This is a genomic window from Streptomyces lusitanus (genome assembly GCF_042647945.1).
Taxonomy (GTDB): Bacteria; Actinomycetota; Actinomycetes; order Streptomycetales; family Streptomycetaceae; genus Streptomyces; species Streptomyces pseudogriseolus.
Genome location: NZ_JBHRWL010000002.1, coordinates 471,851 through 492,208, shown reverse-complemented (window position 1 = coordinate 492,208; position 20,358 = coordinate 471,851). Strand labels below are relative to the sequence as shown.

Here is a 20,358-nt window from a genome sequence, read left to right as displayed (position 1 = left end):
TATCCGCCCGCGGGGGTGTCCTCGGAGTGCGGTATCTCACCGTGCGGCGTGCGGTATGTCACCGTCCGGGGCATGCGGTGTGACACCGTCCGGGGCGTGCGGTGTCTCACCGTCCGGATCGTCGAGCAGCAGCCGCTCCAGCTCGGCGCGGCCGGGAAGCCGCTCGGGCCGGACCACCTCGCCGGTGCGGACGTACAGGAACGCGGCGGTGACGGACTCCGGGGGGACGCCCTGCTGCTCGGCCCAGGCGAGCCGGTAGACGGCCAGCTGGAGCGGGTCGGCGGTGCGGCCCCGGCCGGTCTTCCAGTCGACGATCTCGTACGTGACCGTGTCGCCGTCCTCGGCGTTCTCGGCGTTCTCGGCGTTCTCGGCGTTCTCGTGCCGGTACACGGCGTCGATGCGGCCCCGGACGACACGGCCGGCGATCGACAGCTGGAACGGCGCCTCCACACGGAAGGGCGTGCGGTGGGCGTACTCGGTGCGCTCGAACGCCTCCTTGAGCGCCTCCAGATCCTGCTCGTCGGCGACCTCGGCGTCGCCGCCGGGCAGCTCGTCGGGGTCGAGCAGGGGCAGGGTCAGCTCCTCGAAGCGCGCCTCGACCCACGCGTGGAAGCGGGTGCCGCGGCGGGCGGCGGGCTGGGGCGGGCGCGGCATGGGGCGGGCCAGCTCCCGCGCGAAGCCGTCGGGGTCGGCGGCGAGCCGCAGCAGCTGGGACGCGGTGAGGGAGGCGGGCAGCGGGACCTCGGTGACGGTGTCGCGGGCGCGCAGCAGCTCCCCGGTGAGGGCGTCCAGGTCGCGGTCCCATGACGCGACGGTGCGGGCCTCCTCGGGGGTGAGGCGCGCCTCGGCCGGCGCGGGGTGGTCCGGCCGGGGGCGTGCGGGCTCGTCCGGGGCGGACGCCTGGTGCGGGACGACGGGGCGCTCGGTGGGCAGCGCGTCCCAGTCGGCGAGGCCGAGGTCCGCCGGGTCGGCGTCCGGCGCGGCGGGCCCGTCGGGGTGGGGCTCGCCCGGGTGCGGGTCGTCGCGGTACGAGTCGCGGTACGAGTCGTCGGGGTGCGGGTCGTCGGCGTACGGGTCGTCGGGGAAGTCCTCCGGGTACGGCTCGTCGTCGTCCGGCGGGGACGGCCAGTCCGGGTCGTCGTGGGCGTCCGGGTCGTGGACGGCCGCCGCGCCGTACGGGTCGGCGGCGAGGCGGTCGAGGTGGGCGAGGACGGTCGCGGCGGCGGCGCGGCGCCGGGCGAGGGCCGCGTCGTCCAGGGGCAGCGGCCACGCCTGGACGTCGCCGGCCTGCCGCAGCGCCGGGTTCTCCTCGTCCTCGGCGGGTTCGTCCGCCCACGCCTCGATCTCGCCGTACCCGGCGGCGCAGTGGTCGTGGAGGGCGAGCAGGAACTCGGAGGGGCCGCGCGGCTTCTTCTGGCTGGGACCCCACCAGTGGCCGGAGCCGAGCAGCAGGGACCGGGGGCGGGTGAAGGTGACGTAGCCGAGGCGCAGCTCCTCGGTGTGCTGGTGGTCCTTCATGGCCTCGTGGAAGGCCTTCAGACCCCGGGAGTCCCAGGACGCCACGTCGGGGAGGGTGTCGGCGTCGCCGCGCAGCGCGTGCGGCAGCACCTTGCCCTGGGCCGTCCACTTCTCGCGGCCCCGGTCGCTCGGGAAGGCGCCGGTGACCAGGCCGGGGACGGCGACGACGTCCCACTCCAGGCCCTTGGACTTGTGGGCGGTGAGCACCTTGACGGTGTTCTCGCCTCCCGGCAGCGCGTTGTCCAGCCCCTTCTCGTACTGGGCGGCGGTCCGCAGGAAGCCGAGGAAGGCGAGCAGGGTGGCCTCGTTGTCGCCGGCGGCGAAGGACGCGGCGACGTCGAGGAAGTTGGACAGGGTCTCCCGGCGCCGGGCCGCCAGCGCGTGCGGGGACGCGGACAGCTCGACCTCGAGGCCGGTGACGGCGAGCACCCGGTGCAGTACGTCCATCAGCGGGTCGGCGAGGGAGCGGCGCAGGTCGCGCAGCTCGGCGGCGAGGCGGGCGAAGCGGACGCGCGCGTCGGGCGAGAAGGGCAGCCCGTCGTCGTCCCCGCCGCCCTCCAGGGGGCTCTCCAGGAACGTGTCGAGGGCGTCGGCGAGCGAGATCACCTCGGCGGGGTCGACGCCTTCGACGGCCTCGGCGAGCCGCCGGTCGGGGTCGTCGTCGCCGTCCACGCGCGCGTGCGACACGAGCCGGCGCGCGCGGCGGCCGAGCAGGGCGAGGTCGCGGGGGCCGATCCGCCAGCGCGGGCCGGTCAGCAGCCGGACGAGGGAGGCGTTGGCGCCGGGGTCCTGGAGGACCTCGCAGACGGCGACCAGGTCGGCGATCTCCGGCAGGTGCAGCAGCCCGGACAGGCCGACGACCTCGACGGGCACGTCACGGGCGACCAGGGCGGCCTGGATCTCCGCGAAGTCCGTGGCTGTGCGGCACAGGACGGCGATCTCGCCGGGGGCCTTGCCGGTGTGCACCAGGTGCGCGAGCGAGTCGGCGAGCCAGTCGATCTCCTCGGCGTGGGTGCGCAGCAGGGCGCAGCGGACGATGCCGTCGCGCTCGGCGCCGGGGGCGGGGCGGAGGGCCTCCACACCCGCGTGCAGGGCGCGCAGCGGTTCGGCGAGGCCGTTGGCGAGGTCGAGCAGCCGGCCGCCGCTGCGGCGGTTCTCGCTGAGCGACTGACGGGTGGCGGGACGGCCGTCGGCGTGCGGGAAGTGCTCGGGGAAGTCGTCGAGGTTGGCGACGGAGGCGCCGCGCCAGCCGTAGATCGCCTGACAGGGGTCGCCGACGGCGGTCACCGGGTGGCCCGTGCCGCCGCCGAAGAGGCCCGCGAGGAGGACGCGCTGGGCGACCGAGGTGTCCTGGTACTCGTCGAGGAGCACCACCCGGAACTCGTCGCGCAGCAGGCGGCCGACCTCGGGCAGGGTGGCGAGCCGGGCGGACAGCGCGATCTGGTCGCCGAAGTCGAGGAGGTCGCGTTCGCGCTTGGCGGCCCGGTAGCGCAGCACCAGTTCGGCGAGCTCGCGGCGGGCGGCGGCGGCCTCGGGGACCTTGCGCAGGTCGGCGTTGCTGAGCTTGGCGTTCTCCAGGGAGCGCAGCAGTCCTGCGTCGTGGGCGCGCAGGTCCTCGGGCCGCACCAGGTGCTCGGAGAGCTCGGCGTCGAGGGTGAGGAGGTCGCCCACCAGGTCGGGGAAGGAGCGGGTGAGGGCCGGGTAGAGGCCGGGCGCCTCGCGCAGCACGCGCGCGGCGAGCTGGTAGCGGGTGGCGTCGGCGAGCAGCCGGGACGTCGGTTCGAGGCCGATGCGCAGCCCGTGGTCGGTGAGCAACCGGCCGGCGAAGGCGTGGTACGTGGAGATCACCGGCTCGCCCGGGGGGTCGTCCGGGTCGAGGGGGTCGGGGTCGGTGACGCCGGCCTTGACCAGGGCCGTGCGGACGCGTTCGGCTAGCTCGCCGGCGGCCTTGTTGGTGAAGGTGAGGCCGAGGACCTGCTCGGGGGCGACCTGGCCGGTGCCGACCAGCCAGACCACGCGGGCCGCCATCACCGTCGTCTTGCCGGAGCCCGCTCCGGCCACGATCACCTGCGGGGCTGGCGGCGCGGTGATGCAGGCCGTCTGCTCCGGGGTGAACGGAATCCCGAGCAGCTCCTTGAGCTGGTCGGGATCGGTGATACGGGCGGGCACACCGAGAATCTAGCGGCGGCCGCTGACAACGCGGGCCCACCGAGCCCGTCGGCGAGGAGGAAGCGCAGGTCGGCGGCGGGGGTGGTGCGATATGTCACGCGCGCTTGCGACACGTCACGCGCGCCGTGGACGCGCTTCACCCGACGACTCACTCGACGACGTGGCGGCCCTCGGGGCGGGCGCTGCACGAGGCGCGGAACGCGCAGTGGGCGCAGTGCTGGCCCGCGGTCGGGGTGAACCGCTCGTCGAGGACCTTGCCGGCGGCGGTGGCCAGCAGGTCGCCGACCCACTCCCCCTCCAGCGGCTCCTGCGCCTGCACCTTGGGCAGGGTCTCGCCGCCGTCCCGCTTGGCGGCGCCCTGCCGCAGCTGGACGAGCTCGGCGCCGCCCGGCTCGGGGCGCACGCCGTCGAAGGCCTCGTCGACGGCGCCCTCGCGGACGGCGAGCTGGTACACGGCGAGCTGGGGGTGGCGTTCCACCTCCTTGGAGCTGGGCGCCTGCTTGCCGGTCTTGAAGTCGACGACGTAGGCGCGGCCCTCGCCGTCGGCCTCGACGCGGTCCATCTGGCCCCGGATGCGGACCTGGTAGTCGCCGGACTCCAGGGTGACGTCGAAGTCGTGCTCGCTGGCCACCGGGGTGCGTCCGGTGCGGTCCATGACGTGCCACTTCAGGAACCGTTCGAGCGCCACGCGCGCGTTCTCCTTCTCCTGGGCCGACTTCCAGGGCGCGTCGAAGGCGAGGGCGTTCCACACGGAGTCGAGGCGTTCCATGAGGACGTCGAGGTCGGCGGGCGTTGTCCCCGAGGCGACCTCGTCGGCGAGGACGTGGACGACGTTGCCGAAGCCCTGGGCCGCGGTGGCGGGCGCGTCGGCCTTCACCTCGCGGCCCAGGAACCACTGGAGGGCGCAGGTGCTGGCGAGCTGGTCGAGGGCGCTGCCGGAGAGCACCACGGGCTGGTCACGGTCGCGCAGCGGCACCTTGCTGTGCGTCGGCTCGTACATGCCCCACCAGCGGTAGGGGTGCGCGGACGGCACCAGGGGGCGGCCGTCCTCGTCGGCGAGCGCGGCCAGCCGGGCCAGCCGCCGGGCGGCGGCCTCGCGCAGGGCGTCGGACACGCGGGGGTCGACGGTGGTGGCCCGCAGTTCGGCGACGAGCGCGGCGACGGACAGCGGGCGGCGCGGGCGTCCGGTGACGTCCCGGGGGTCGACGCCGAGCTCGGTGAGGAAGCGGGAGGGCTGGTCGCCGTCGTCGGACGGCGCCTTCACGGCCGTCACGACGAGGCGGTCACGCGCGCGCGTGGCGGCGACGTAGAACAGGCGGCGCTCCTCGGAGAGCAGCGCGCCGGGGGTGAGGGGCTCGGCGAGTCCGTCGCGGCCGATGCGGTCGGCCTCCAGCAGGGAGCCGCGGCGGCGCAGGTCCGGCCACAGGCCCTCCTGGACGCCGGCCACGACGACGAGGCCCCACTCCAGGCCCTTGGAGCGGTGCGCCGTCATCAGGCGTACGGCGTCGGGGCGTGCGGCACGCCGGGTGAGGGTGTCGGCGGCGATGTCCTCGGCCTCGATCTCCTCGAGGAAGTTCAGGGCGCCCCGGCCTCCGGTGCGCTCCTCGGCGCGGGCGGCGGTGGCGAACAGCGCGCACACGGCGTCGAGGTCACGGTCGGCGTTACGGCCGGCCGCGCCGCCCCGGCGGGCGGCGCGTTCCAGACGCTGCGGCCACGGGGTGCCGTCCCACAGCTCCCAGAGGGCCTCCTCGGCCGTGCCGCCGCCGGCCAGGCGCTCGCGGGCCCGGCGCAGCAGGGCGCCGAGCCGTTGCGCACCGCGCGCGTAGCCGGGGTCGTGCACGGCGAGCCGCTCGGGCTCGGCCAGCGCGCGGGCGAGCAGCTCGTCGGAGGGCGGCGGCAGGGGGTTCCCGGCCGCCCGCTCCTCCTCACGCAACGCGCGCCCGAGCCGCCGCAGATCGGCGGCGTCCATACCGGCGAGGGGGGAGGTGAGCAGGGTGAGAGCGGTCTCGGTGTCGAGCCAGCAGGGTTCGTCGCCGCCGGCCGGGTGCCCGCCCTGGCCGGAGTCCGGCCCGCCTTCGGTGCCTACGTCGCCGGGACCGGGGCCCGCCTCGCCGGAACCGGCCTCTGTCTCGCCCGCGCCGGCATCCACCACGCCCCCGGCGCCGCCCTGCGTACCCCGCGTACCGCGCGGCTCCACCGCGCCGGCCCGGCCGGCCTCCTCCGCCCTCGCCACCGCCCGCAGCGCGGTCAGGAGGGGGCCGACGGCCGGTTCGTGGCGCAGGGGCAGGTCGTCGCCGTCGACGTCGACGGGGACGCCCGCGGAGGTGAGGGCGCGGCGGACCGTCGGCAGGGTGCGGGCGCCCGCGCGGACCAGGACCGCCATGTCGTTCCAGGGGACGCCGTCCTCCAGGTGGGCGCGGCGCAGGATGTCGGCGATGTTGTCCAGCTCGGTGCCGGCCGTCGGGTACGTGTACACCTCGACCCGGCCTCCCTCGCGCACGGGCGCCGGCTCGCGGTGCAGGCGGACCTTCTCGGCGGGCAGCCGGGGCAGCGGCATGCGCCGGGTGATCAGCCGGGTGGCCTCCAGGAGCGCGGCGCCGGAGCGCCGGGAGGTGCGCAGCACCTGGACGGGCGCGGGGCGGCCGTCCGCGCGCGGGAAGGCGTGCGGGAACTCCAGGATGCCGCCGACGTCGGCGCCCCGGAACGCGTAGATCGACTGGTCGGGGTCGCCGAACGCGACGAGGGTGCGGCCGCCGGACGCCAGGGCGTGCAGCAGCCGTACCTGGGCGGGGTCGGTGTCCTGGTACTCGTCGACGTAGACGGCGTCGTAGCGGCCGGCGAGCTGCCCGGCGGTCTCGGGCCGCCGGGCGAGGAGCACCGCGCGGTGGACGAGTTCGGCGTAGTCGACGACGCCCTGGAGGTCGAGGACGTCGAGGTACTCGGCGAGGAAGGCGGAGGCGGCGCGCCAGTCGGGGCGGCCGATACGGCGGGCGAAGGCGTCCAGGGCGCCGGGGTCGAGCCCGAGTTCGCGGCTGCGGGCGAGCACGGCGCGGACCTCGTCGGCGAAGCCGCGGGTGGTCAGGCAGGCGCGCAGCTCGTCGGGCCAGCGCACGTGCGACAGCCCGAGCCGTTCCAGGTCCACCTGGCCGGCGAGCAGCTCGCGCACGGTGACGTCCTGCTCGGGTCCGGACAGCAGCCGCAGCGGTTCCACGAACAGGTCGCTGTCCTGGTGGGCGCGGACCAGGGCGTAACAGAAGGAGTGGAAGGTCGTCGCCTGCGGGGCGCGGGCGGCGCCGATGCGCAGCGCCATACGGTCGCGCAGCTCGACGGCGGCCTTGCGGCTGAAGGTGAGCACCAGGATGCGCTCGGGGTCGCCGCCGCGGGCGATGCGTGCGGCCACGGACTCGACGAGCGTCGTTGTCTTGCCGGTGCCCGGACCTGCGAGGACGAGCAGCGGTCCGAAGCCGTGCTCAACCACGGAGCGCTGGGCGGCGTCCAGTGAAGGGGGATCCACACGGGCCGGCGGGGTACGCACCAGTCGATAGGCGCCACGGCTCCCCCGCCGCACCGGGGGGTGCGACAGGCCGCTGGTGGAGGAAGAGGAGCTCACGTGGTTCGCCGGTCCTGGTGGGTGTGCTGTGGGGCGCTGCGCCGCGTGTGCGGGGCGGTGGTCGAGGGGTGAGGGGGCCACGCGCAGCCGACGCTACGCCCGGGACCGGATCGGAAGCAGGGTTTCCGCTTCTTCCCTCCCGTCACTCCTGGCACCCGCGTCCCTCGACTCACGAACGTACGTCATGCCGCGGATGTGCCTCATGTCCCCCTGAAGGATCACACGTCACACGGCGGCGGCGGGGATGGCGGAAGCTGTCAGGTGTGACCCCCGGTGTCCGCGCCGCCGTCCCACCGCGCGCGTCTCATGTCGAGGCGTGGCACATGGCCCTGAGCCGCCCGGCCCGCCTCCCGCAGCGGTGTGCCCTCCGCGCGGTAGTGACCGAGGGCCCGCAGCTCGTGGCCGGGCAGCAGCACGCCGTCCGCGCGGACCACGCGCCACCAGGGGACGGCCCCGCCGTAGAGCGCCATCACGCGCCCCACCTGCCGGGGCCCGCCCTCCCCCAGCCACTCGGCCACGTCCCCGTACGTCATGACGCGCCCGGGCGGGATCAGCTCGGCCACCTCCAGGACCCGCTCGGCGTACGCGGGCAGGGTGTCCGGGGGCTCCGGACCGCCGTCGGACGGAAGACTCTCCTGGCTCATCCGGACCATCCTGCCCCACCCCACCGACAACGCGGCGCGTCCGCGGACACGCGCGGGCGACTCGCCCCGGAGCAGCGCTTCGGGCAGACTGTGCCGCCCCGCTTGTGGACCCTGATGCCCCCTTGTGGCGGTACGGCATGCCACCATCGTGCGGGCGGTGACCGGTGATACGAGATCGAGAAGAGACGATGAAGCAGCAGGGTGCGCACCCCGAGGACACGGAGGGCACCCCTGACGCCTCGTCGCGCCCGGACACCGCTCAAGAGCCGGACACGACGGACGAGCCAGACACGACGGAAGAGCCGGACACGAAGGAAGAACCGGGCGGCGCGGCAGGGCCCGGCGGCGCGCACCGGGACGTCGCGCACATCGACGAGGTGGAGGGCGACGAACCGCTGCTCCCCGCGCGCGTGCACCGCCCGTCGGACCTCATGCGGCTGGTGGGCGGCGTGCTCGCGGTCGTGGTGCTGCTGGCGATCGCCGCGTTCGCGCACGGCACCACCTCGGGGCTCGAACAGGACATCAACAAGGGCACCGGACAGGCGCCCGACCTGCTCATCAAGATCGCGGGCCTGGCGTCCAGCATCGCCATCCTGCTGGTTCCGGTGGCCTTCGCGATCGAGCGTCTGATCAAACGGGACGGGCTGCGGATCGCCGACGGTGTGCTGGCCGCCGTGCTCGCGCACGGGGTGACCCTCGCCACGGACCTGTGGGTCGCGCGGGCCGCCCCCGACTCGATCCAGGACGCCCTGACCCAGCCCTCCCCCGGTGACATCCACGCCCTCACCGACCCGGTGCACGGCTATCTCGCCCCCGTCATCGCGTACATGACCGCCGTCGGCATGTCCCGCAGACCACGGTGGCGGGCGGTGCTGTGGGTGGTGCTGCTGCTCGACGCCTTCTCGATGCTGGTCACCGGGTACACCACCCCGTTCTCGATCATCCTCACGGTGCTGATCGGCTGGACCGTCGCCTACGGCACGCTCTACGCGGTCGGCTCGCCCAACGTCCGGCCCACCGGCCGCACGCTGATGGCGGGGCTCCGGACGGTCGGCTTCCGCCCGGTGACCGCGTCCCGCGAGGAGGCCGCCGACACCGCCGAGGGCGGCGACCGGGGGCGGCGCTACTTCGTCACCCTGGAGGACGGCGCGCCGCTGGACGTCACCGTGGTCGACCGCGAGCAGCAGGCGCAGGGGTTCTTCTACCGCGCGTGGCGCAACCTGGCGCTGCGCGGCTTCGCCACCCGCAGAAGCCTCCAGTCGCTGCGCCAGGCGCTGGAGCAGGAGGCGCTGCTGGCCTACGCCGCCATCGCGGCCGGCGCCAACGCGCCCAAGCTGATCGCCACGTCGGAGCTGGGCCCCGACGCGGTGATGCTCGTCTACGAGCACACCGGCGGGCGCTCGCTGGACTCGCTGGCCGACGACGAGATCACCGACGAGCTGCTGCGGGACACCTGGCGTCAGGTGAAGGCGCTCCAGTCCCGCCGTATCGCGCACCGCAGGCTGGTGGGCGACGCCATCCTGGTGGATCGTTCCGGCACGGTGATCCTCACCGACCTGCGCGGCGGGGAGATCGCGGCCGGCGACCTGCTGCTGCGCATGGACGTCTCCCAGCTGCTGGTGACGCTGGGACTGCGGGTGGGCGCCGAACGCGCGGTGACCTCCGCGCTGAACGTCCTCGGCCCCGACGCCGTGGCGGACTGCCTGCCGATGCTCCAGCCGATCGCGCTGAGCCGCTCCACGCGCGCGACGCTGCGCCGGCTCGCCCGGGAACGGGCCGAGCGGGAACGCGAGGCGGTCCTGGAGGCCTCCCGCCAGTCCCGCCCGGCACGCGCGCACGACGCCGACGACACCGGCCCCGTCACACTCGAGAAGGCCGACAAGACCGACAAGAAGGCCGTGCGGGCGGAGCAACGGGCCGAGAAGCGGGCCATCGACGAGGCGCTCGACGAGGCCCGTGAGGAGGATCTGCTCAGCCAGATCCGGCAGGAGGTGCTGCGGATCAGGCCGCAGGCCCCGGTCGAGCCGGCCCGGCTGGAGCGGGTGCGTCCGCGCACGCTGATCAGTCTGATCGCCGGCGCGATCGGCGCGTACTTCCTGCTGACGCAGCTCACCCACATCGAGTTCGGCCCGCTGATCTCCAACGCGGAGTGGGGCTGGGTGGCCGCGGCGGTGCTGTTCTCGGCGCTGAGCTATGTCGCGGCGGCGATGGCGCTGCTCGGGTTCGTGCCGGAGCGGGTGCCGTTCCCGCGCACCGTGGCGGCCCAGGTCGCCGGGTCCTTCGTGAAGATCGTCGCCCCGGCCGCGGTCGGCGGCGTCGCGCTGAACACCCGCTTCCTCCAGCGCGCGGGAGTGCGTCCGGGGCTCGCGGTGGCGAGCGTCGGCGCGTCGCAGCTGTTCGGGCTCGGCTGCCACATCCTGATGCTGCTGGCGTTCGGCTATCTGACGGGTACCGAGAAGACGCCCTCGCTGTCGCCGTCCCGCACGGTCATCGGCGGTCTGCTGACGGTCGCGGTGCTGGTGCTCGTGGTGACCTCGGTGCCGTTCCTGCGGAAGTTCGTCGTCACGCGCGTGCGGTCGCTGTTCGCGGGCGTCGTGCCGCGCATGCTCGACGTGCTCCAGCGCCCGCAGAAGCTGATCACCGGCATCGGCGGCATGCTGCTGCTGACCGCCTGCTTCGTGATGTGCCTGGACGCCTCGATCCGGGCGTTCGGCGACGAGTCGACCTCCGTCAGCCTCGCGAGCGTCGCCGTCGTCTTCCTCGCGGGCAACGCCCTCGGGTCCGCCGCGCCCACGCCGGGCGGTGTCGGCGCCGTGGAGGCCACGCTGACCGTCGGTCTGATCGCGGTCGGCCTGCCCAAGGAGGTCGCCGCGCCCGCCGTGCTGCTCTTCCGGCTGCTGACGCTGTGGCTTCCGGTGCTGCCGGGCTGGCTCGCCTTCAACCACCTCACGCGCAAAGCGGCCCTGTGACCGGCTGAGACGCCGGCCGAGCGCCCCCCTCCACACGGCCCGTGCCCCGGCGCGGCCTTCCCCCGGACGGCCCGTGCCTCGCGCGCCGCGCCGCGGGCGACCGCAGGATGGGGACATGTCCCGCCCCTTCCGGCTGCGCGCCGCCGCTCTGTCCGCCTGTGCCCTCCTGCTGCCCGCACTGCTGGCGGGCTGTGCCGAGGAGGACGGCGCGGGCCAGGACCTGACGCGGCAGAAGCTGGACTGGACGGCCTGCCCCGCCCCGGACGAGGCCCAGGGCGGAGGTGCGTCGCCGTCGCCGCTGCCGGGCGCCCGGGGCCAGTGGGAGTGCGCCACGCTGAAGGCGCCGCTCGACTGGGACGACCCGGACGGCGACACCATCGGCCTGGCCCTGATCCGCGTCCGGTCGAGCGGCCCGCGGAGCGAGCGGATCGGCTCGCTGATCTTCAACTTCGGCGGCCCCGGCGGGTCCGGCGTCACCACGCTGCCCGCGTTCGGCCAGGACTACGCCACCCTGCGCACCCGGTACGACCTGGTGAGCTTCGACCCCCGCGGGGTGGGCCGCAGCGCGCCCGTGACCTGCGAGGACGACCAGCAGCTCGACGAGCACTTCCAGCAGGACGGCACCCCCGACGACAGCGCCGAGCGCACGGAGCTGCTGGAGGGCACCGAGGAGTTCAACGCGGCCTGCGAGAACAACTCCGGGCGGATCCTGCCGCACGTGCGCACCACGGACGCGGCCCGCGACCTGGACCTGATGCGCCAGGTCCTCGGCGACGACAAGCTGTACTACTTCGGCATCTCCTACGGCACCGAACTCGGCGGCGTCTACGCCCACCTCTTCCCCGACACGGTGGGCCGCGCGGTGTTCGACGCGGTCGTCGACCCGGCGCAGAACTACGAGCAGGCCTCGCTCGGGCAGGCGCGGGGCTTCCAGCGCGCCCTCGACAACTACGCCGAGGACTGCGTCTCCCAGGTCGAGGAGTGCCCCGTCGGCGACAGCGCCCAGGACGTGAAGGACCGGATCGCCCGGCTGCTGCGGGACCTGGACCGCCGGCCCGTCCCCGGGATCCTCCCCCGCCAGCTCACCGAGACGATGGCGACCAGCGGCATCGCGCAGGCGCTGTACTCCAAGGACTTCTGGCCGTTCCTCACCGATGGCCTCGAGCAGGCGTACGACGGTGACGGCACGACCCTGATGGTGCTGGCCGACTCGATGAACGGCCGCGGCGAGAACGGCGAGTACAGCAACCTCGTGCCCGCCAACGTCGCCATCAACTGCGCCGACGCCAGGCCCCGTTACACCCCTGCGGACGTGGAGCGCCTGCTGCCCGAGTTCAGGAAGGCGTCCCCGGTCTTCGGGGACTTCATGGCCTGGGGCCTGATCACCTGCACCGACTGGGCGGTGCCGGGCGCCGCCGACCATCCGGACGTCAGCGCTCCGGGCGCGGCCCCGATCCTGGTGATCGGCAACACCGGCGACCCGGCCACCCCGTACGAGGGGGCGCGCAGCATGGCGAAGGCGCTCGGTGAGGGGGTCGGGGTGGAGCTCACGTACAACGGGCAGGGACACGGCGCCTACAACAGCGAGGACCGCTGCGTGCGGAACGCGGTCCACGGCTATCTGCTGGACGGCGAGGTACCGGAGGCCGGAACGGTCTGTCCCTGACGGCCCCAGCCGCGCGACGACGGCGGGGCACGGCAGACCTCCGCTCGAAAGCCCAGCTCAGAGGGTTTTCCACAGGCCTCCCCGGCCGACGCCGGACCTGCCTACGATGTCGGGACAGCCGTTCGCCGCACGACGCGGACGGCCCGCGAGGGGGGATGTGGCAGATGACCCGGTTCACACGGTGGGCGGCCCTGACGGCCGCCGCCGCACTGCTGACGGCCGGCTGTGGCGGCGGGGGCGGGGGACCGTCGAAGGACGACTCCGCCGGCAAGGACGACAAGAGGGGCGGTGACAGCGCGCTCGACTGGGGGCGCTGCGAGGCGACCGCGGACGGGCCGGCACCTGGCGACGAGTGGCAGTGCGCCACGCTCAAGGTGCCGCTGGACTGGTCGAAGCCTGACGGCGAGACGATCGGCCTGGCCCTCATCCGCGCCGAGGCGACGGGCGACGACCGCATCGGCTCCCTGCTGTTCAACTTCGGCGGGCCGGGCGGCTCGGGCGTTGCCACCCTGCCCGCCTACGCCGAGACGGCCGCCGACCTGCGTGAGCGGTACGACCTGGTGAGCTGGGACCCGCGCGGGACGGGCGGGAGCGGCGGCGTGCGCTGCCGGGACGACAAGGCCATCGAGGCCGCCGAGTCCTCCGTGGACGGGACCCCGGACACCCCGGCGGAGGAGCGGGTCTACCTCGCGGACGCGGCCGACTTCGGCAAGGGCTGCCAGAAGGCCGCCGGGAAGCTGATGGCGCACGTCTCGACCACCGACACCGCCCGTGACATGGACCGCATCCGGCAGGCCCTCGGCGACGAGAAGATGCACTACCTCGGCATCTCCTACGGCACCGAGCTCGGCGGGGTCTACGCCCACCTCTTCCCGGACACGGTGGGCCGGATGACGCTGGACGCGGTGGTCGACCCGACGGCCGACGCGATCGGCCACGCCAAGAACCAGACCCGCGGCTTCCAGACCGCCCTCGACAACTACCTGCGGTCCACCGGACAGGACCCGGAGGAGGGCTCGCGGGAGATCGCGGACCTGCTGGACCGGATCGACGCCGAGCCGCTGCCGACGTCCTCCTCCGGCCGGGAGCTGACGCAGTCCCTGGCGATCATCGGCATCGTGCTGCCCCTGTACAGCGAGGCCAGCTGGCCGGCGCTGACCAGCGCGCTGGAGGCGGCCCAGGACGGGGACGGCACGGAGCTGCTGGCCCTCGCCGACGGGTACAACGAGCGGGACGCCTCGGGCGGCTACGGCACCACGACCCACGCCCAGCGGGTCATATCGTGCCTGGACGACAAGCAGCGGCCGACGCTCGAGGAGACGAAGAGGCTGCTGCCCGAGTTCGAGAAGCTCTCCCCCGTCTTCGGTCCGTTCCTGGGCTGGGACACGGCGGGCTGGTGCCACGACTGGCCGGTGCCGGGCCAGTTCGAGACGCCGGAGGTGAGCGCTCCGGGCGCGGAGCCGATCCTGGTCGTGGGCAACACGGGCGACCCGGCCACCCCGTACGAAGGAGCGCGGCGGATGGCGGACGAGCTGGGCGAGGGCGTCGGGGTGATGCTCACCTGGAAGGGGGAGGGCCACGGCGCCTACGGCAGCGGCAGCGACTGCGTCGACTCGACGGTGAACGCCTATCTGCTGGACGGCACGGTGCCGCAGGACGGCAAGGTCTGCTCGTAACGGCGTCGGGGGCTCCGGGCGCCCGATGTGGCGCCCGGAGCCCCCGGCGGGGACCCGGTGACGGCCGGCGCGGTCCCGTGGACCGGTCCGGCCAGTGGTGCGGCCTAGTAGACCGGCTTCTCCGGCTCGATCTGGTTGACCCAGCCGATGACGCCGCCGCCGAGGTGGACGGCGTCGGCGAAGCCCGCGGACTTCAGCACCGCGAGGACTTCCGCACTGCGGACACCCGTCTTGCAGTTCAAGACGATCTTCTTGTCCTGCGGCAGGCCCTCGAGGGCGTTGCCCATGAGGAACTCGTTCTTGGGGATCAGCCGGGCGCCCGGGATGGAGACGATCTCGAACTCGTTCGGCTCGCGGACGTCGATGAGCTCGATGTTCTCGCCGTCGTCGATCCACTCCTTGAGCTGCTTCGGAGTGATCGTGGAGTCGGCGGCCGCCGCCTGGGCCTCCTCGGACACGACGCCGCAGAAGGCCTCGTAGTCGATGAGCTCGGTGACGGTCGGGTTCTCCCCGCAGACCGCGCAGTCGGGGTCCTTGCGGACCTTGACCTGGCGGTACTGCATCTCCAGGGCGTCGTAGATCATCAGACGGCCGACCAGCGGCTCACCGATGCCGGCCAGCAGCTTGATCGCCTCGTTGACCTGGATGGAGCCGACGGACGCGCACAGCACGCCCAGGACGCCGCCCTCGGCGCAGGAGGGGACCATGCCGGGGGGCGGGGGCTCCGGGTAGAGGCAGCGGTAGCAGGGGCCGTGCTCCGACCAGAACACCGAGGCCTGGCCGTCGAAACGGTAGATGGAACCCCACACGTACGGCTTGCCCAGCAGCACGCAGGCGTCGTTGACCAAGTAGCGGGTCGCGAAGTTGTCCGTGCCGTCGACGATCAGGTCGTACTGGCTGAAGATGTCCATCACGTTGTCGGCCTCGAGCCGCTCTTCGTGCAGGACGACGTTCACATAGGGGTTGATGCCCTTGACCGAGTCACGGGCGGACTCGGCCTTGGGGCGGCCGATGTCGGCCTGGCTGTGGATGATCTGGCGCTGCAGGTTCGACTCGTCGACCTCGTCGAACTCCACGATGCCGAGCGTGCCCACGCCCGCGGCGGCCAGGTACATCAGCGCCGGCGAGCCCAGGCCGCCGGCGCCCACACACAGCACCTTGGCGTTCTTCAGCCGCTTCTGCCCGTCCATGCCCACGTCGGGGATGATCAGGTGGCGGGAGTACCTGCGGACCTCGTCTACGGTGAGCTCGGGGGCCGGCTCGACCAGGGGTGGCAGCGACACAAGGACTCCGTTGGTCGGTCGATCACTACGGTTGTTCTCGCCTCAACACTGCCATGCCCTTTTTCATTCCGAGACACCTGTTCCGACCCGCGAGACGATGTCGTCCCAGTAGCCGGGCAGCGGCCCCCATGGGTCCACCGGTTCCGCGCGTCCGGGGACGCGGTCGGAGTGGTCGGTGAAGTAGATGGTTTCGGCGCCCTGCCAGCGGGCGATCCGCAGCGCCTCCTCCAGATGGGGCCGGGGCACGCCGTGCACGAAGTGGCAGAACCGCTCGGGCGGATGGTCGGCGGTCCACTCGGCCGCCTGGGACCAGCGGTAGTCGCTCCACGGGCCGGAGTAGGTGACGAGCTGGTCGCCGTGCTCGGCGTAGCCGGGGTACGGATGGGTGCCGTGCCCGAGGACGACGTGGGCGTCCTCGTGGATCACCCGGAGGGTGGCGACGGTACGCCGCACCTCGGGCAGGTCCTCGCGGCCTGCGGGGCAGCGGTCCAGGAGGAAGCCGTCGACCCGGTACCAGTCGAGGAAGCGGTGGGCGTCCGAGATGATCTCCCCGAAGCCGCGCAGCCCGTAGGCGGTGTCGATGTGGCCGAGGACGCGTACGCCCGCGTTGCGCAGCCGGCCCGCCGCTTCCAGGCAGTGCGGGTCGGGCTGGACGCCAGGTCCGTCGGCCACGTCGAGCACGACCCAGTGCAGAGGCGTGCCGGGGCGGTTGAGCCGGTTCCACTCGTCGGGGGCGAGGAGCGGGTGGGCGACGCCGGGGACGCCGAGGCCGGTGCCGAGCCCGGTGGCCGTGGGGCCCTGTCTGGTCCGGGTCAGATACGGCATGCCGCCTCCATCCAGATGTCCGCCAGTGACTCCTCGAGGTTGATGCGGGGGCGCCAGCCGAGGCGGTCGCGGGCGGTGCGCACGTCGGCCTGCTGCCAGGGCCCGCACCCGTCGGGGTACGGAAACGCGGCGGGCGAGGCGGCCGCGGCGGGGTGGTGGTCCGCCTCGGCGCGCGGGTGTCCGATGGTCGCCCGCAGGTGGGTCGCGTGGGCAGCGTGGACGGGGCCGGGGTGCGGCAGGCCGTCGAGTTCGTTGAGGGCGCCGCCGTATCCGGCCACGCGGGCGAGGATGCCGGCGGCGTCGCGGAGGCGGACGGCGCGGCCGGAACCGATGTTGATGACGCCCTGCGCGGCGGAGAGCGAGGCGGCGTGCACGGCGCGGGCCACGTCGCGGACGTCGACGAAGTCGCGCTGGGCGCCGAGCCCGCCGAGCTTCAGTTCGCCGTCGCCGGACTGCATGGCGCGGCGCATCGCCTCGGCGAGCCGGCCGAGCGGGGACCCGGCGGGGGTGCCGGGGCCGACGGGCGAGAAGACCCGCAGCACCACGGCGTCCAGGCCGGATCCGAGGACCAGTTCGGTGGCGGCGAGCTTGCTGACACCGTACGGCCCGCCGGGGCGGGGGACGGCGTCCTCCGCCGTGGAGGAGCCCGGCTGGCTGGGCCCGTACTCGGAGCCGCAGCCGATCTGGACGAGCCGCGCCCCGCAGCCGCTGCGGCGCAGCGCCTCGCAGATGGTGGCGACGGCGACCGTGTTGTGCCGGGTGAGCTCGCGGGCGCCGCCGCGGGTGGCGCCCGCGCAGTTGACGACGACGCCCGGGTGGACGGCGTCGAGAAAGCGGGTGAGGGCGCCGGGGCTGCCGGTGGCGAGGTCGAAGCGGACGTCGGCGTCGTCACCGCGGCCGAGGGCGGTGAGCTGGACGGCGGGGTCGGCGAGCAGGCGGTCGGCCACGAAGCGGCCGATGTAGCCGTTGGCTCCGATCAGCAGGACCCTCATCGGTCGGCTCCTTCGCGGCGGTCGGTGACGGAACGGCAGGTCATGCGAGGTTCTCCTTCAGGGGGGTCGGGTGCTCCGCGACCGCCGTCCGGGTCGCACGGCGGTCGCGGCCGGTCACCGCGGCTGCTCCGGCCGCAGGTGCGCCGAGGCGCGGGTGAGGGTGCGGGAGGCGTGGACCAGCAGGGTCAAGGCGCCCGCCCCGCAGGTCAGGACGGGTACGGCGGCGGAGCCCCAGGCGGTGGTGAGTGCCTCCACCGGGGCCCCCAGGGCGGCGCAGCCGGGCAGCCGGGCCGCGAAGACGGTGGCGGGCGCCAGCAGCTGGGCGACCGCGGTGAGCATGAGGATCACGCGCGGGGCGTGGGTGAAGCCGTGCACGGTGAGCAGGCGGGCGACGAAGAGCAGCGCGCCCAGGGCGAGGACCGCCGGGGAGACGGGCTCCGCGTCGAGGAACGGCGCGCACAGGGCGACCAGCGCGGCCAGCGCCCCGAGGAACAGGGCGACGGCGCCCAGCAGGACGGGCCGGACCGAGGCGGCGAAGTCCTCCAGGCCGCGGCTGGTGGCGAGCTTGCGGCGGGCGTGAGTGAGGTGGAGGCCGGCCGTCCAGGTGGCGGGCGCGACGGCGAGGGTGAGGGCCAGGAGCGGCGCGAGGGTCAGCGGCCAGTCGCCGCCCGCGGTGCCGTCGGGCAGTCCGTCGGGGCCGCCGGCGATCCCCGTGCGCAGCAGGCCGTCGCCCAGCACGGCGTAGGCGAGGAGCCAGCAGGTCCAGGAGCCGGTGGCCGGCCGGGGGGCGGGCCCGTCGGGGACGGCGAGCGGTCCGCGGCGCAGCGCGGCGCGCAGGGCGAGGGCGACGGCGAGCACGCCGGCGGCCGCCGCGTACAGCCGCATCTGGCCGTGGGTGCGGGTCAGGGCGGCCAGCGAGGCGGCGCACAGCGCGCCGGGCAGCAGCGGGAGCAGCAGCGCGGTCACGGACCACCGGCGGTCTCCCCCGCCGGCCGGGGCGTCCGGTGCGGCGGGGCCGTCCGTGGCGGCGTCGGCGTCGCGCGGGACGCGGGCGTAGAGCTCCTCCGCGAGGGAGAAGACGTCGCGGTGGCGGAAGCGGGCGGCGGTCCGGTCGGTGATGCCGTGGGCCTCCAGCCCGGCCGCGATCTCCAGCGGGTCCACGGCGCGCTCGCAGAGCTCGCGGTGGCGGTGCAGCAGCACCTTGACGGGGTCGGCCGCGCCGGGTGCGGCGCCGCGGTCGAGTTCGCTCAGGTCGGTCATCGGACGGTCTCCGTGACGGGCTCCGTGACGGGCTCCATGAGAGGCTCGGGCGTCTCCGCGGCCCAGGTGGTGACGGCACGCGGGGTGGGTTCGGTCCAGTGGCCGGGGACGTGGGCCTCGGCGGGCGCGGCGAAGGGCAGCGGGTCCCCGGCCCCGCCGAGGACGGGCCGGCGTACCGGGGTGCGCGCGACGGTCTCCAGGTAGAGGCCGTGGAACGCGGCGACGTTCTGTTCGACGGTGAACAGTTCCAGCGCCCGGGCGCGCGCGGCCGCTCCGAGGCGTGCACGGCGCTCGGGGTCGCGCAGCAGCGAGACGCACGCCTCGGCGAGGGCCCGCGGATTGCGCGGCGGTACGACGAGACCGGTGCCGCCGATCACCTCGACGACCGCGCCGACGTCCGTGGAGACCGTCGCGCGTCCGCAGAACATCGCCTCGATCAGCCCGGCCGGGAACCCTTCGACCACGCTGGAGAGCACGGTGACGGTCCCGCCGGCGTGGACGTCGGCGACGGTCTCCGCGCCGGGGCCGCCGAGCTGTTCGAAGGAGACCGGGTTCTGCCCGACGGCGTGGGGGCCGTCGGCCTCGTCCGGGAAGAGCTGCGCGGCGAGCGCCCGGCAGTGGCCGAGGTAGGCCTCGCCCTCCGGGCCGGAAGGACGGCCGACGATGCGCAGCCGGGTCCCGCGCTCGGCCGCGCGGACCTCGGCGAAGGCGTGCAGCAGGGAGACCAGGTCCTTGGCGGGCTCCACCCGGCCGATCCAGACGAGGGTGTGCGGGTCGGGCTGCTCGGGCTTGTCCCGGTCCGCCGGCCGGTCCTCCCCGACTCGCGCGAAGGGCGCTGCGTCCATGCCGGGGTAGATGGTGCGCAGTTTGGCCCGGTCGGCGCCGCAGCGCTCCTGCCAGCGACGGGCGTGGGCGTTGCCGGGGACGAGGGAGGAGGCGGCGCGGTAGGTCTCGGCGGTCAGCAGGCCGTGGAAGGCGGCGAGCAGGGACCGTACGGCGGGTGAGGCGTCGGGGCGCGTGAGGTAGTGCGTGCGCAGACGCACGCCGTACTCGGTGACCAGGAGCGGGACGCCGAAGAAGTGGTGGGCGAGCAGGCCGGGGAGGGCGGCGACGCCGCCGGACGCGGCGTGGCAGAGGTCCACGGCGCCGAGGCCGTCCTCCTCGTACCAGTCGAGCGAGAGGGGGCGCAGGGCGCGCTCCAGGTGGTCGGCGACGGTCAGCAGATCGGGGACGCGCGCCTCGCGCGCGGTCCGGCGGGCTCCGGGCGCACGACAGGCGCGTTCCAGGGCGCGCACGGCCCGCTCGGAGCGCAGCGCGGCGACCAGTCCGCCCTCGTCGCGGGCGAGCTCGGCGAGCCCGTGGAGCGCGGTGGTGAAACGGTCCGCCTCGGCGGTGGCGGACTCCGCGGCGGTACCGGGCTCCGGGGCGGTGCAGAGGGCGGCGGCCAGGTCGCCGTAGTGCTCGGTGAAACGCCGGCGTGCGCGGCGGCCGTGGACCACCCCGTCCTCCTCGGCGACCCACAGCGGCGCCGTGCGCACCCGCGCGACCTGGGGCGGCAGCTCCACCCAGCCGGCGTCCTCCTGGGCCTGGCCGGTGCTGAACGCGTAGACGTCGAACTCGTGTATGTCGAGCCCGCGCACCAGGCGGTCGCACCACACCCCGCCTTCACCGCCCACATACGGATAGCCACCCTCCGTAAGCAGTCCGATGCGCACGTGTGCACCCCCGTTCTCCCGTCGGGAGCCG

The 20,358-nt window shown here is 74.6% G+C and carries 11 protein-coding genes; 3 read left to right on the top strand and 8 right to left on the bottom strand.

Translation table 11 applies throughout. The annotated features are described in order from the left end of the window. Positions 1–36: 36 nt before the first annotated feature. The 3 genes from ACFOSY_RS03655 to ACFOSY_RS03645 form a co-directional block, all read right to left on the bottom strand. A complete protein-coding gene (locus tag ACFOSY_RS03655; protein WP_394305244.1) occupies positions 37–3,687 on the bottom strand; it encodes a UvrD-helicase domain-containing protein in 3,651 nt (1,216 codons plus the stop codon). Positions 3,688–3,835: 148 nt separating this feature from the next. After that, the gene (locus ACFOSY_RS03650) at positions 3,836–7,297 is read right to left on the bottom strand and encodes an ATP-dependent helicase (protein WP_394305243.1); all 3,462 of its coding nucleotides are present in this window, start codon (positions 7,295–7,297) and stop codon (positions 3,836–3,838) included. Positions 7,298–7,554: 257 nt separating this feature from the next. Next, complete coding sequence (locus ACFOSY_RS03645) at positions 7,555–7,941, bottom strand: MGMT family protein (protein WP_394305242.1); 387 nt, start codon at positions 7,939–7,941, stop codon at positions 7,555–7,557. A gap of 188 nt (positions 7,942–8,129) precedes the next feature. Here ACFOSY_RS03645 and ACFOSY_RS03640 point away from each other — a divergent pair, with 188 nt between their 5' ends. The 3 genes from ACFOSY_RS03640 to ACFOSY_RS03630 all read left to right on the top strand — a co-directional run bounded on the left by ACFOSY_RS03640 (position 8,130) and on the right by ACFOSY_RS03630 (position 14,252). Next, positions 8,130–10,910 carry a lysylphosphatidylglycerol synthase transmembrane domain-containing protein gene (locus ACFOSY_RS03640; RefSeq protein ID WP_394305241.1) on the top strand — a complete coding sequence of 927 codons (2,781 nt, stop codon included), beginning with the start codon at positions 8,130–8,132 and terminating at the stop codon, positions 10,908–10,910. 115 nt (positions 10,911–11,025) lie between these two features. Further along, positions 11,026–12,576: an alpha/beta hydrolase gene (locus tag ACFOSY_RS03635; protein ID WP_394305240.1), complete on the top strand. Its 1,551-nt coding sequence runs from the start codon at positions 11,026–11,028 to the stop codon at positions 12,574–12,576. Between the two features lie 164 nt (positions 12,577–12,740). Then, positions 12,741–14,252 carry an alpha/beta hydrolase gene (locus ACFOSY_RS03630; protein ID WP_394305239.1) on the top strand — a complete coding sequence of 504 codons (1,512 nt, stop codon included), beginning with the start codon at positions 12,741–12,743 and terminating at the stop codon, positions 14,250–14,252. Between the two features lie 104 nt (positions 14,253–14,356). Here the strand turns inward: ACFOSY_RS03630 and moeZ are convergent, their stop codons facing one another. The 5 genes from moeZ to ACFOSY_RS03605 form a co-directional block, all read right to left on the bottom strand. Beyond that, entirely contained in the window at positions 14,357–15,535 is a 1,179-nt protein-coding gene (moeZ, locus tag ACFOSY_RS03625) for an adenylyltransferase/sulfurtransferase MoeZ (RefSeq protein WP_006134955.1), read from the bottom strand. A 63-nt stretch (positions 15,536–15,598) separates the two neighbouring features. Beyond that, positions 15,599–16,360 (bottom strand): spherulation-specific family 4 protein, encoded by a 762-nt coding sequence (locus ACFOSY_RS03620; RefSeq protein ID WP_394305238.1) that lies wholly within the window; start codon positions 16,358–16,360, stop codon positions 15,599–15,601. After that, positions 16,348–17,352, bottom strand: coding sequence for an NAD-dependent epimerase/dehydratase (locus ACFOSY_RS03615; RefSeq protein WP_394305237.1), 1,005 nt, complete (start codon positions 17,350–17,352; stop codon positions 16,348–16,350). The genes ACFOSY_RS03620 and ACFOSY_RS03615 overlap by 13 nt, the downstream gene beginning before the upstream one ends. A gap of 114 nt (positions 17,353–17,466) precedes the next feature. Further along, positions 17,467–18,612 (bottom strand): hypothetical protein, encoded by a 1,146-nt coding sequence (locus ACFOSY_RS03610; protein ID WP_394305236.1) that lies wholly within the window; start codon positions 18,610–18,612, stop codon positions 17,467–17,469. Then, positions 18,609–20,327: a DUF3492 domain-containing protein gene (locus tag ACFOSY_RS03605; RefSeq protein WP_394305235.1), complete on the bottom strand. Its 1,719-nt coding sequence runs from the start codon at positions 20,325–20,327 to the stop codon at positions 18,609–18,611. The genes ACFOSY_RS03610 and ACFOSY_RS03605 overlap by 4 nt, the downstream gene beginning before the upstream one ends. Positions 20,328–20,358 lie beyond the last annotated feature (31 nt).